Raw genomic sequence first — 12,673 nt, forward strand, 5'->3', positions numbered from 1 at the left:
TCAAAAAAACGCGTAAGAGGAGATTGCCTCTTACGTGTTTTTTATTGTAAATGCTGGTAATAATAAATGGCTAACTGGGTACGATCCCGAAGTTCTAATTTTTCTAATAACTTACTGATATAATTGCGGACCGTTCCTTCGCTGAGAAACAACGCTTGCGCAATTTCTTTATTGTTTTTTCCAGTGGCAATTTCCTTCAAGATCATTTTTTCTCGTTCTGAGAAATGAGTAGTCAAATAAGAGTCATTATTTTTTAACAGTGTAGGAAACTTCGTGACGATTTCAGCGCCAAACACTGCTTGGCCATTGTATGCAGCTTTGATAGAGGGTACAATAGCCGAAAGATTTTGCTTGATGAGATAGCCTTTGACTCCGAGATCCAAAGCTTCTCGTATATAGGCATCATCATCAAAAGTAGTTAAGAGTAAAATGACGGCATTCGGATCCCGGGTTAAAATCTTGCGAGCAGCATCTAATCCAGTCCCATCGGGCATCCGAATATCTGTTAGTATAATCGCAGGTTTTCTTTCTTCGTACAATGCAACTGCTTCTTTGGCACAATGACCAATGCCTGTTACCTCAATTTCGTTTGAAACTTCCAAGATGGTTTTTAATGATGCGGTAACTAGGGGATCGTCATCGATGATTACTACTTGGATCATTGGTCCTCCTCCTTAGGTAAAATAATCGTAAGTTGAAATAAATTCTCTTTTTCAAGGGCATGGAGTTGTCCGTTTACCTGGTTGATTCGCTGGCGCATCGTCTGCAAACCGATCCCGTGGGTGTGATTGAGCCTATCCTTTGGTTTGTCATTCTTGATTTGTAATCGATGAAAAGCAGGTAGTTGTTTAAAATCGCAAGTCACTTTTGTTGCTTGACTGTGCTTCATGACGTTGGTCAAGGCTTCTTTTATGATCGTGATTAGGACAGTTTGTTGTGTTTGAGAGAGAATACTTGGCGGTGTTCCTATTACCTCAACTGTACAAAATTGAAAGTCTGATAGCAAAAGATCTAATGCTTGTGGAAAAGGAAGCGAGTGATGATGTAAATCGTGAACACTTTCTCGGATGCGGTCCATACCCAAGTTCATGGTTCGGTTCAATTGATCCAATGGTAAGTGAAGTTGCTTATTTTGATTAATTGCTTGAATGGCACCTAATTGTAAGATGGCACTTGAAAGCAGATGACCAACATTATCATGGATATCACGAGCGATTCGATTCCGCTCTTCAGCGATCTGTAAGGCGACTTCTGTTTCTTGAGAGCTTTTAAGGTAGTCGTTTTGCTCACGCAATCGGCTCTCATTTTCCCAATTGGCATCTTGAGTCGAGTTGAATTTTTTTTGTAACGAATGAAATTCAAAACTATCGTTTCGCAAGTAAGAAGCAGAGTAGACCAAAAGCATCAGTATAATCCGTATCGGCCAAGAAGGAACCAAGGAAAATAAGAGTATACAAAGAATGAGCAGGAGGATCTTTTCTTGCTTTTCACCAATCTGGGCTGAACGAAAGACACATGGGAAAAAATAGCTATAAATTGGCCAAACCAAACTAAGACCTATCAAAATGCCCAATGCCAGCCACGTTCCTTTTTTGAGTAGCAGACAGAGACCACTTAAGATGATTGTCGTCAAAAGATAGATTAAGTCTAGGGCTTGGAAGCCATTCAGGGACATTAGCCCTCCACAGAGAAGAAAATAAAAAACAACCTCATTAATCGACAATGGTTTATTCATATCTGGCTCCTAAATAATGACAAATGTCATTTTTGTTTTGGCGTATCCTCACTAGTTATTCTTTTCGCTTTTTATTATAGTCAGAATAAGAAGTGTTTGGAAAGGAGTTTTTTCGATGATTATTGAAATTGATAACTTGGTAAAACGTTATGGTGATTTTCTCGCATTGAATCATTTTAATTTGCAAGTCAGGGAAGGTGAAGTTCTCGGGCTTTTAGGACCTAATGGAAGCGGCAAATCAACAGCTATCAACTGTATGTTGTCCTTATTATCTTTTGATAAAGGGACTATTAAATTGTTTGGGGAAAAAATGTCACCGACAAGTTATGAAATAAAGCAAAAAATTGGCGTCGTTCCGCAAGATATCGCTGTATTTGAAGAGTTGACGGTCCACGACAATGTTGATTACTTCTGTGGTCTGTATGTTGCTGACAAGAAGAAGCGGAAACTATTGATCGAGGAAGTCATTTCGCTTGTGGGATTAGAAGAGTTCAAAGGATTCTATCCAAAACAATTAAGTGGTGGCTTGAAACGGCGTTTAAACATTGCTTGTGGCATTGCCCATAAACCACAACTGATTTTTCTTGATGAACCAACTGTTGCCGTGGATCCCCAAAGTCGGAACAAAATTTTGGACAGTATCAAAAAGTTGAATCAGCAAGGTGCAACAATTGTTTATACGACTCATTATATGGAGGAAGTCGAAATACTTTGTGATCAGATTGTGATCATGGATCAGGGACAAGTCATCGCGAAAGGAACAAAAGAAGAGTTGAAGGACATGGTTCGAAGTACGGAAAATCTTGTGATTGATATCCCTTTACTTCCAGATACAGCGATCGAATTTATCAAGTCATTGCCTCAAGTTCTTGAAACTGCCTATGATAAAGAGCGTTTGACGATCACAGCCAAAAAGATGAAAGAGATTCTTTTACCAGTACTAAGCTATTTTGAGGATGAACATATCGCATTTACTAAGATTCACACAGGAGAAGCAACATTAAACGATGTGTTTCTGGAAATTACCGGTAAAGAATTAAGAGACTAGGAGGGAGATTATGTTTGGACACTTATATCGGTATCGCTTGAACGTTTTAGTTCGTAATAATTCCTTACTATTTTGGACATTGATCTTCCCGATTTTATTAGGGTTGATGTTTTCTGTAGCATTTAGCGAGATTGATCAAGCTGGAACGATCGAGACGATTCCCGTTGGGATTATCAAAGAAGAACAAAATCAGAAAACAAATGAGGGACAACTGACTCAGCAAGTCGCATTTATGAATGTTTTGAAGCAAACAAAATCTGGTGGAGAACCATTGTTTTCACTACAAGAAGTCTCTCCTCAAGAGGCTGAAAAACGATTAGATGCAGGGGATCTTGCTGGATATTATTCCTTTGAACAGTCATCGATCCAATTGGCTATTGCACGTACCGGTCTTTCTCAAACCATTCTAAAAAACATGATGGACCGATTTTTACAAAATACTGACCTGGCCAATAAGTTGGTGGCAATTGACTCTACTTTGACAGAAGACCAGCTCACATCTTTTCTAGTTGGAGAATCTTTTGTTCAGCAAGAAAATCAGACTAGAAACATGAGTATCAAAAGTTTTTATTTCTTTACCTTGGTGGGAATGGCTATTTTGTATGGATTCATGTGGGGGGTCAGAAACGCCCAAGACCAGCAAGCAAATCAGTCATCCAAAGGGATTCGCCTTTCGGTCATCCCTCGAAACCGATTGCTGGTTTTTTCAGCAAATATCCTTGCTGGATTCACGATATTTTTCTTAGAAGTTTTAGTGATTCTAAGTGTTTTTCATTTTATTTATCAAGTCGACTTCGGAAACCGCTGGCAGTGGTTATTCGTCCTATCCGCTTTGGGTGCATTGAATGCATTATTATTAGGGAATTTGGTTGGGAATTTGTTTCCTAATATGGGGCTGGCACAAAAAGAAGGATTGGGTGTGGCTGTTACAATGGCGATGAGTTTTTTTGCTGGTATGATGGGCTCCCAAGACATCAAATACTGGATCGATCTGCACATTCCGGTGCTAGGAAAACTGAATCTTGTCAACTTAATTAGTGAGAGTTTCTATCAGCTCTATTTTTATCGCTCACTAGAGGATTTCTATTTGAATCTTTTCTGGTTAGTAGCCTTTATGGTTATCTTAGCCTTTAGTAATCTAATGTTTGAAAGGAGGGTTCAATATGTCGCTGTATAAAGCCGTTTTGAAAATTTTAAAAGCGAACAAAACAAATTTGTTGATTGCAGTCATTGTAACTGTGATCATCACCTTCTTCTATGCGCAAAATACAGCAGCACCGGATGCAAAATTGGATCGGGGGACAATGACCATTGTTACAGAAGACAACTCCGCATTAAGTAAAGCACTGATTGACTATTTAAAAGAAGAACAAACGGTTGTGGAATTGTCTGATAAGAGCCAAAAATCGATTGATGATGCGCTGTATTTTGGAAAAATCGACTATGTTTTATTTTTGCCTAAAGATTTTACTACGAATATTGAAGCAGGTGTACCGTCAGCAATCGATGCACAATCTCGTCCCGATGCTTTTGCCAAAACATTGATTGAAGGGCAAGTAGATACCTTTTTGTCGACTTATACGGCTTTTTATCATGTAACTGGCAATAGGGAAGAGGCATTGAAAAATACGCAATCTACTTTGGCCGCAAATGGCGAAGTAACGATTAGTCGTGGATACAGTGAACGGATGAACCAGCAATTCGGCAGCTTAGTATTCAATGCACTTGCTTACGGTTTGTTTCTTTCTATTTTTAGTGGCTATGGAGTGGTCAATCTAGTGTTCAATCGGAAAGAAATCCGGAATCGCAATCAAGTATCTCCTTTATCAACACGGCGGTTGAACCGAGCCGTTTCTATTGGTATGTTGGGGTATTCACTGCTTCTGACTAGTTGTTTTACAGCGGGATTACTCCTATTTACTCGTAGCACGTGGTCCGTCATGACCGGCTATCTAGTGATTAATCTTTTGTGTTTTTTCTTGCCAATTGTCACATTTTCAACGTGTGTTACGTCATTTGTCAAAAATAGTGAGGCGTTGAATGGAATTTCGAATGTGTATATTATGGGAAGCTGTTTTTTAGGGGGAGTTTTTGTTTCATCAGATTTTTTACCAGACTTTATTAGTAAGATCGCTTCTTTTACACCGACTTATTGGTTTGTACAAAACAATCAATTGATTGGGAACACCCTCTCAGTGAATGCGGATTTCATTACGAAATTCTGGTTGAACTGCTTGATATTGGTCTTATTTGCCTGTGCCTTTTTGATAATACAGTTCGTTTTGAAAAAAGACAGCCGCTGGTTTAATCAAAAAAGGGTTGCATGAGTCATAAAAAAATGATGCCGCTGACTCAACAGCGGCATCATTTTTCTAATCTCACTATTTCTAACTCCATATCAATTGTTTGGTGGTGGTTATGGTGATATCAAATGGCCGCTTACCCATTTCTTCGCCGTCTTCTTGACCATGCTGTGGTACTGTGGAGACGATTCGGAGCTTATTCGTAGATAAATGATGGAAGTAGCGAGATCTCATTTGTTTCTTGCGGGTTAGTAAGGCTAAAAGCCAAAAAATTTTGAACAAAGCGACTCGCTCAACGAGAACGAAATCGATCTTATCTTCGTTGAGGTTTGCTGTAGGTGCGATCGCCACACCGCCACCGAAGTAGGGGTGATTTGTCGTTGTGCACAAGAAAGCCTTTGTAAAATTCAATTGTTTTCCATTGGTTTCTACCAGAATGGGAAATCCTTTTTGCCGGAACAAGACATTCACTACTGCAGACAAGTAGGCAAATGAACCTAAATTGAACTTGTTTAAGTTTGATTTCGCAGCAGAATGATTTGCTGCGTAAACGATCGATGCATCTAATCCAATACCGATATTGTTGATTGCGAACCCAGTTTCATCTTGGATTTGATCATGATACTTGATGATCGTAACCGATTGAGGAGTAGCGGTCCCAGCGATTTTCCAAAATACTTGCTCTGGTTCCTTAGGTAAACGCATTCCTCTGGCAAAGTCATTCCCTGATCCTGCCGGAATGTAGCCTAGTGGAATATTTTTTTCTGATTCTTGAAGGGAGGAAACTACTTGATGTAAGGTGCCATCGCCACCGATCACCACCAGTAAGGGGTAAAGCATTTCTGAATTTTCTCGATAGATGTCATCCCATGGCAACAATACTTGTGCCAGTAAAGAAGTAGTAAGTTCCTGTTCTTGCCCGGCATATTCTGTATAGTAGAACTGATGGGGAAAACGCCGCTTCTTGACGATTGCTTCAATTTTTTTGGCTACTTTTAGGCCACGTCCACTGCCTGCTTCAGGGTTAACAACAAAATGATAATAATATTTCATACAATAAATGCTCCATCTAATCTAAAATCAATGCTGTTTATTATAGCACGATTGCTGACAAGTTTGGCTAGTGATGCTTAACTATTTTTTGACAAAAAAATAGATTCGACGAAAGGTACGTAACAACAAGCTACTATTTTCGCTGTTGTTTTTGTGATCTAAGGTTCTTATGTCCACTATGATCACATCCGTATTGCTCACATTCGCCGAATCCTATTCAATTAGTAAGGAGTAACTCAAATTCCCACATCCTTTGTCTGTTTTTCTAAGTTGACAACAATTCTTTTCTTGCAGATCCTTCATCGTCTGCTTTACTGGGAATCCTTGCTCCTTACACTTATAGTATAGCACGAAAACGGATAGAAGCAACCGCTTACATGGTCTTTGTCACTATCTTTAGATAAATTTAAAGATATCAAAAGACAGCACTCTTGAACTTATTAGCCATTAAGTCGATGAACAATGAAGGTGTACGATTCCCCTCATAAGCAAACAGGAACTTAGAGGAAAATGAACAATTGAACGATTCACAGACATCAAGTTTACATGAAGTTGGTTTGACGAATAAAGAGACGGATGTCCGTCTCTTTGAGTTCTTTATCCAAGTTTATTCAATATAGCTGATGGAACATCATTAGGCGAGACTTCTTCCCATCCCATTACTCCTTTATGATTATTTACATGTAATACAAGGTATGCATTCTCTTTTAGTGGCTTGTCTCCATAGGAATTAAAAGACACATCTTTTTCATTATTGTCTGATGTATAGCTAGCTAAGTTGTACTGTATCTAAAGTGTTCTCTCCCGCTACCTCTACCAATCGAAACGCGTTCACCTTTCGAAGTTATCTTAGTGTAGTAATCTGTCGTTCCATAAGATTGCTTATACCAGAACCAGCCTCAACCCATCAGAAGAAGGGTTACTACAGTAAAAGATAATAGTTTTTTCATATAAAATCATTCCTTTCGAGGAATAGATTACATCTATGAATAATGAAATAAATCAATCTAAAGGCTGAGAATAAGCAAACAAAATTGTAAGGAGGACAATGAGAATTAGTAGGAGAGGAAGAACAGAATGAATTGCGAGCAAATAAATACTCAATGCTCGTCTTTGGCCTGTTTTGCTGGAAGATTCCTATTCAAAGCAGAACCACCGTTTTAATGGTTATGTATTTAAAATATTCTAGTCATTTCCGGTATCTTTTTTAGCCTCGCTGATAGATAGATCGTTCCTCTTTCTTTTTTGTTGATTTTAACACTTTGCTATTTGACAAGTGGGTTGCTTTAGAAGGAGATTGTACGACCTTGTTACTGAAGAACAGCTTGAGGGAAAATAGGTTTTTAGACTTTCATCCACAAAACATCCACATGAATTCTCCAATTTAATTGGACAATGGAAATCAATAAGAACCAAATCAATAATGTAAGCTTGATAAATCAGTAATCTTCTGTATAATAATTATTTGTGCGTAACGCATCGCGGTTCATCAACCATCCCGCGTAATCAAAACTCGGAGAAAGAAGGGATCAAATGGATAAATCATCCACTTTATCAAACCAGCGGTTGCGAGTTGTCGTCGCGAACGGTTTGATCATGGCACTGTATGTTGCAGTGACAGTCTTAGTCGCCCCAGTGGCTTCTGGTGCCATTCAATTTCGTGTCTCAGAAGGGCTGAATCATCTGGTAGTCTTTAACAGAAAACTGATGTGGGGTGTTTTTGGCGGAGTTGTATTGTACAATTTATTTTTTGGTATGGGAATTTTGGACGTCGTCTTTGGTGGAGGCCAAACCTTGCTTGCATTGTCAGCAACGGCGCTATTGCAGAAGAAAGTTCCGAATGTCTTTGTCCGTTTAGCGCTTAATACGATTTTCTTCTCGTTGAGCATGGTCTTGATTGCAATCATGCTGCATCTGACTCTCGCATTACCATTTTGGGCGACCTTTGGTACAACAGCGCTAAGTGAGTTGATTATCATGACAATCACAGCGCCTATAATGTATATCGTGAATACAGGTGTTCGCTTCGATAAGCGATTTTAATCAATCATTTATTTTTTGCTTTGATGGTTCCCAAAAAACAAATAAAAAAAGATCATCTCTACCAAAACCTACGGTAGAGATGATCTTTTTTGTTATTCTGCATTCAAATCTTCAATTTCAACAACTTTGAAGTTTTTTGCCTCTAACTGATAAATGATCTTATCGCACAGCTCTTTTGACGTATTCGCTGGTAAAGTAATCAATGTCCGACGAATAAATTCATCCTTGCCGATGTCCAATGTGATACAGCTGGCAATACTGCTGTATTTCGCGATGATTTTTGAAATGATCGCTAAATCGCCTTGTGTGCCAGTTGATGCGATAGTCAGCACGTAGCTTCCTTGTTCGACATTCCAAGATTGAGACAGCATATTCAATAATGAACTGTGGGTCAAAATCCCATAGAACTCATTGTTTTCATCTAATACGGCAATGTATGGCAACTCTTTGATCGTGAAAAAGACTTTAAAAAATGAAGAATTGACATAAATAAATTTTGTCGCGTTTTTAAGCAGGTGTGTCACTGGTAATGTCATATCTCCACCATTCGATTTGTGACGATAGATGTGCATTTTATAGATGTTTCCCCGGAAGATTTTGCCGGATTCATCTAAGATCGGTACACAGCGATAGCCAGAATCTTCTAAAATTTCCAAGGCTTCTTCTAAAGTAGCTGTTTCTTTGATCGTAGTTAAGTCGCGTTTTTTGTAAACCATTGTTTTTAGTAACATAACAATTCCCTCCCAAATACCCAATTCACATCTCTATAATACCATAAAATCAGCGGAAACTATATTTTTGCGTGTCAAAATCTAAAATTGACACTTTCACTGAAAAATGGTATTTTTAATTTTGGAAAACTTTGTATAAAGGGGGAGGACATCAGAAATGGCAACAAAAAAAGCAGCTTTGGCTTGTTCTGTCTGCGGATCCCGCAACTATTCGAAATCAGTCAGTGAAGGAAAAAAAGGCGATCGCCTTGAAATTAACAAATTTTGCAAATACTGCAATCAATACACGCTACATCGTGAAACGAAGTAAGGAGGAATCTTGATGAACTTTATGAAAAATGTTTTTGCTGAAATGAAAAATGTTTCTTGGCCATCAAGAAAGCAATTACGCAGAGATACTTTTGTTGTGATCCAAACGACAATTATTTTTGCAGTGATGTTTTTTGTGATGGATACGCTGATTCAAACTGTTTTTGATTTGATTTTGAAATAAATGCTGCTGGATTATCAGCAACTAGTCAAGTAAAACAAATCGTGGTATAATTGATTCGAGGAAAAACTTCGGTGCAACTGAGGTTTTTTTATTTTACAAAAAGATAGGGAGACCGAATACAATGGAATCTTTTGAAAAAAATTGGTATGTCTTGCATACTTACTCCGGCTATGAAAACAAGGTGAAAGCGAACTTGGAATCACGGGCGCAAAGCATGGGGATGGGCGATTACATCTTTCGTGTTGTCGTACCAGAAGAAGTCGAAACGGAAGAAAAGAATGGGAAAAAGAAAGAGATCGTTCACAAAACTTTTCCAGGTTATGTCCTCGTCGAAATGGTCATGACGGATCAATCATGGTATGTTGTTCGTAATACACCAGGAGTGACTGGGTTTGTCGGCTCTCATGGAGCAGGAAGCAAACCAGCTCCGCTTTTACAAGAAGAAATCAACTCTATCTTACGTTCAATCGGTATGAGCACTCGAACAGTTGAATTGGAAGTGGAGATTGGTGAAACAGTTAAAATCATCGAAGGTGCATTCTCTGGATTAGAAGGACAAGTCGCTGAGATCGACGAAGAAAAACAAAAATTAAAAGTCAATATTGATATGTTTGGTCGAGAAACAAGTACAGAATTGGATTTTGAACAAGTAGATAAAATCTAAGTATAAAACTGTAGTGTTTTTTGTCAAAATAAGGTAAAATAAAATTGAAAATTGGTGATAGCGGACCGTTATTGGCCCGCTGTTTTTATCTCACGAAAAGAAAGCGTTTTATAAAAAGGGGGTCCTATGAAGAAAATTCTCGCATCGATTTGTCAACGCCATTTTTTTGATCAACATTTGGAAAAAAGAGGTGTGATTTCCGTACATAATGGTTATAGTTTGTTGTTTGCTTTTAATTTGTTTTTGCTGCTTTCTGCCGTGATCTTTATGGAACCTCAAAAAGTGTTTCGTGAAATGCTTACAATCATGTTCTCGGAAAGCCATTTAGTAACGGATTACGTTGCGCTGACTTCTGTAGGTGGCGCACTGTTCAATGCGTCGATCATGACTTTTGTTGCGATCGCGGTCTGTTACCATTACCGAGTTCCGGTTACTGGAGGAATGATATCAGCCGTCTTCATGGTTACGGGGTATGGTTTGTTTGGCAAAAATCTGTTCAATTTTATTCCAATCTTCTTAGGTGTTCGTCTCTATTCCTATTTAATGAATCAACCCCTCAAAAAATATCTTCTCATTGCTTTGTACGGTTCCTCCGTTTCACCCATCGTTAGTTTTTTTGCATTCAATGACTCACTTCCAGCTTATTTCGGTAGCTTCATCGGTTATTTGATCGGTGTTTTGACTGGATTGATCATGGTTCCTTTAGCACTGCATTTTCAAGCATTATTTAAAAAAGTCAGTATCTATAGTGCCGGCTTTACTTCTGGCATGTTGTGTACGATGGTTGCAGGAATTTGCCGAATGTTTGGTTTTGATATCGAATTGCGAGCAATCGTTTCTAAAGGCTCCAATCTTCCACTGGTTATTATGATGGTGTCGCTGTCTTTATTAATGATTGGCTATGGGTTAGCAATGGCTGTTAAACGCAAGCGGTTGAACATGCGGGCAATATGGTCTCATAGCGGCAAAATCGAATACGATATTTTACGTGAAAGTGGCGTTTATAATACGATGATTAATATGGGGTTAATGGGATTGCTGTTAATGAGTTATGTGAGTATGCTAGGTGTCAATCTCAATGGTCCCATTGCAGGTGCGATGTTTTGTGTCATTGGTTTTTCTGCTTGTGGTGCCCATGTCTTTAACGCGCTGCCCTTATTTGCCGGTGTGCTATTAGCAAATACAATGAATATCTACGCAATGACTGAAACAGTAACCGTTACAGCGGCTATTTTTGCAATGATGCTCTGTGCGGTGACTAATGCTTACGGGTGGAAAGGGGGGATGATCGTGGGATTCATTCATACGTCGATGGTTTTGAATATCGATGTGCTTCATGGTGGATTGAATCTGTACAATAATGGCTTTTCCGGAGGGCTCGTTGCGATGATGATCATTCCATTGCTCGATTTTTTTCACAAATCGCGGACACCTCGATTTTTAAACGGAAGAAACAGTCCGGAGGCAAAGAAAAGGTAACCTACCAAGCAACGAGTAAAGAATGAAGTGTTCTTGAATAAAGAGTAAACATTAGCTATTGCTTGTTTCTTGTTTCAAAAGGGATTATACTAGACCCGATTTGGAGGGACTGTAAATGAAAAAATGGCTATTTCTATGTCTGGTTGTTTTGCTTAGCGGCTGTCAAGCAGCAACTCACTCAAATGTTTCAGCACAAAAAAGTACACAGAAGCCAACGGAGACAACGACTGCTTCGGCAGAAACATCAACCACCGAACCCGTTCAGAAAACGACCACGCCAACACTCTTTATTCATGGTTATCAAGGAGGTCCCGCATCATTTGGAGGGATGATACAGCGTTTTGCCCAAAAAGATTGGGTGAGCAATGAAATGGTTCTAACAATTTCACCAGATGGGACAGTTTCAACGGAAGGAGTGCTTTCTAAAAAAGCTGTAAATCCAACCATTCAGGTCTTGTTCGCTGACAATCAAAATAATGAATGGAATCAAGCAGAATGGATCCGACAAGCGTTGCTTTATCTGAAAAAGGAAGGAATAGAGCAAGTAAATTTAGTCGGACATTCCATGGGGGGAGTTAGTGGTTTTCGCTATCTCACAACATTTGGAGAGCTGAGTGCAGCTGGGGCTGAAGCACTGGATCCCGCATTGCCAAAAGTAGCTAAATTTATAGCGATCGGGGCGCCTTTCAATGAATTTATTGATACGAGTTCACGACAGACTATCACTGATTTAGTGACAAACGGACCAACGGAGGCTTCTCCACGCTACCAGGAATTTCAAGGACTATTGAAGCAAGGGGGGCATCGACTCCCGATTGAGCTGATTGCTGGGCAATTATCTGATGAAGAGCTATCGGACGGCACTGTGCCGACCACAAGTGCCTTGGCGATCAACCATTTATTGGCAGCGAATGGCTATTCTGTGACTGAAAAAATCATTAAAGGATCACAGGCACAGCATAGTCAGCTGCATGAAAATCAAGAAGTAGATGAAGACATTGCTGCTTTTTTATGGGAGAAATAACTGATAGTCGTCAAAAAGCTGTAAGAATAACTTTGATATAAGTTCTATCTGTTTTTTTAGTAGTAGCAAATAGATAAAAATATCCGAATGATCGGAGATC

The 12,673-nt window shown here is 39.1% G+C and carries 14 protein-coding genes; 9 read left to right on the forward strand and 5 right to left on the reverse strand.

Annotation, left to right across the window (positions count from 1 at the left end):
* Positions 1-41 precede the first annotated feature (41 nt).
* Together DVW06_RS09265 and DVW06_RS09270 are read right to left on the reverse strand one after the other, a co-directional pair.
* A complete protein-coding gene (locus DVW06_RS09265; protein WP_005472357.1) occupies positions 42-662 on the reverse strand; it encodes a response regulator transcription factor in 621 nt (206 codons plus the stop codon).
* Complete coding sequence (locus DVW06_RS09270; protein WP_003127060.1) at positions 659-1,735, reverse strand: sensor histidine kinase; 1,077 nt, start codon at positions 1,733-1,735, stop codon at positions 659-661. Before DVW06_RS09270 ends, DVW06_RS09265 begins: the two co-directional genes overlap by 4 nt.
* Positions 1,736-1,850: 115 nt before the next feature.
* Between DVW06_RS09270 and DVW06_RS09275 the strand changes: the two genes are divergently transcribed.
* The 3 genes from DVW06_RS09275 to DVW06_RS09285 are packed head-to-tail and all read left to right on the forward strand — an operon-like array spanning position 1,851 to position 5,110.
* Positions 1,851-2,783, forward strand: a complete 933-nt coding sequence (locus DVW06_RS09275; RefSeq protein WP_003127061.1) for an ABC transporter ATP-binding protein — start codon at positions 1,851-1,853, stop codon at positions 2,781-2,783.
* A gap of 10 nt (positions 2,784-2,793) precedes the next feature.
* The gene (locus tag DVW06_RS09280) at positions 2,794-3,960 is read left to right on the forward strand and encodes an ABC transporter permease (protein ID WP_003127062.1); all 1,167 of its coding nucleotides are present in this window, start codon (positions 2,794-2,796) and stop codon (positions 3,958-3,960) included.
* The gene (locus tag DVW06_RS09285; RefSeq protein WP_005472361.1) at positions 3,947-5,110 is read left to right on the forward strand and encodes an ABC transporter permease; all 1,164 of its coding nucleotides are present in this window, start codon (positions 3,947-3,949) and stop codon (positions 5,108-5,110) included. The genes DVW06_RS09280 and DVW06_RS09285 overlap by 14 nt, the downstream gene beginning before the upstream one ends.
* A gap of 60 nt (positions 5,111-5,170) precedes the next feature.
* On the opposite strand, the gene DVW06_RS09290 is transcribed toward DVW06_RS09285, so the two are convergent.
* Entirely contained in the window at positions 5,171-6,139 is a 969-nt protein-coding gene (locus tag DVW06_RS09290; RefSeq protein ID WP_003127064.1) for a diacylglycerol/lipid kinase family protein, read from the reverse strand.
* A 597-nt stretch (positions 6,140-6,736) separates the two neighbouring features.
* Positions 6,737-6,880 carry a DUF1093 domain-containing protein gene (locus DVW06_RS17485; protein ID WP_231130318.1) on the reverse strand — a complete coding sequence of 48 codons (144 nt, stop codon included), beginning with the start codon at positions 6,878-6,880 and terminating at the stop codon, positions 6,737-6,739.
* Positions 6,881-7,672: 792 nt separating this feature from the next.
* Here DVW06_RS17485 and DVW06_RS09300 point away from each other — a divergent pair.
* Complete coding sequence (locus DVW06_RS09300; protein ID WP_003127067.1) at positions 7,673-8,182, forward strand: QueT transporter family protein; 510 nt, start codon at positions 7,673-7,675, stop codon at positions 8,180-8,182.
* Between the two features lie 92 nt (positions 8,183-8,274).
* On the opposite strand, the gene cbpA is transcribed toward DVW06_RS09300, so the two are convergent.
* Positions 8,275-8,913, reverse strand: a complete 639-nt coding sequence (cbpA, locus tag DVW06_RS09305; RefSeq protein ID WP_003127068.1) for a cyclic di-AMP binding protein CbpA — start codon at positions 8,911-8,913, stop codon at positions 8,275-8,277.
* 157 nt (positions 8,914-9,070) lie between these two features.
* Between cbpA and rpmG the strand changes: the two genes are divergently transcribed.
* The 5 genes from rpmG to DVW06_RS09330 all read left to right on the forward strand — a co-directional run bounded on the left by rpmG (position 9,071) and on the right by DVW06_RS09330 (position 12,573).
* Positions 9,071-9,223, forward strand: a complete 153-nt coding sequence (rpmG, locus tag DVW06_RS09310) for a 50S ribosomal protein L33 (RefSeq protein ID WP_005472365.1) — start codon at positions 9,071-9,073, stop codon at positions 9,221-9,223.
* Between the two features lie 12 nt (positions 9,224-9,235).
* Positions 9,236-9,406 (forward strand): preprotein translocase subunit SecE, encoded by a 171-nt coding sequence (gene secE / locus DVW06_RS09315; RefSeq protein ID WP_003127070.1) that lies wholly within the window; start codon positions 9,236-9,238, stop codon positions 9,404-9,406.
* Between the two features lie 121 nt (positions 9,407-9,527).
* The gene (nusG, locus tag DVW06_RS09320) at positions 9,528-10,070 is read left to right on the forward strand and encodes a transcription termination/antitermination protein NusG (protein WP_003127071.1); all 543 of its coding nucleotides are present in this window, start codon (positions 9,528-9,530) and stop codon (positions 10,068-10,070) included.
* A 126-nt stretch (positions 10,071-10,196) separates the two neighbouring features.
* Positions 10,197-11,549, forward strand: a complete 1,353-nt coding sequence (locus DVW06_RS09325) for a DUF1576 domain-containing protein (RefSeq protein WP_137264578.1) — start codon at positions 10,197-10,199, stop codon at positions 11,547-11,549.
* A gap of 115 nt (positions 11,550-11,664) precedes the next feature.
* Positions 11,665-12,573, forward strand: a complete 909-nt coding sequence (locus tag DVW06_RS09330; RefSeq protein WP_005472371.1) for an alpha/beta hydrolase — start codon at positions 11,665-11,667, stop codon at positions 12,571-12,573.
* The last annotated feature ends 100 nt before the right edge of the window (positions 12,574-12,673 follow it).

Origin of the sequence: Enterococcus sp. ARL09-542, from assembly GCF_005234805.1 — a bacterium.
GTDB classification, from domain to species: Bacteria; Bacillota; Bacilli; order Lactobacillales; family Enterococcaceae; genus Enterococcus_D; species Enterococcus_D gallinarum.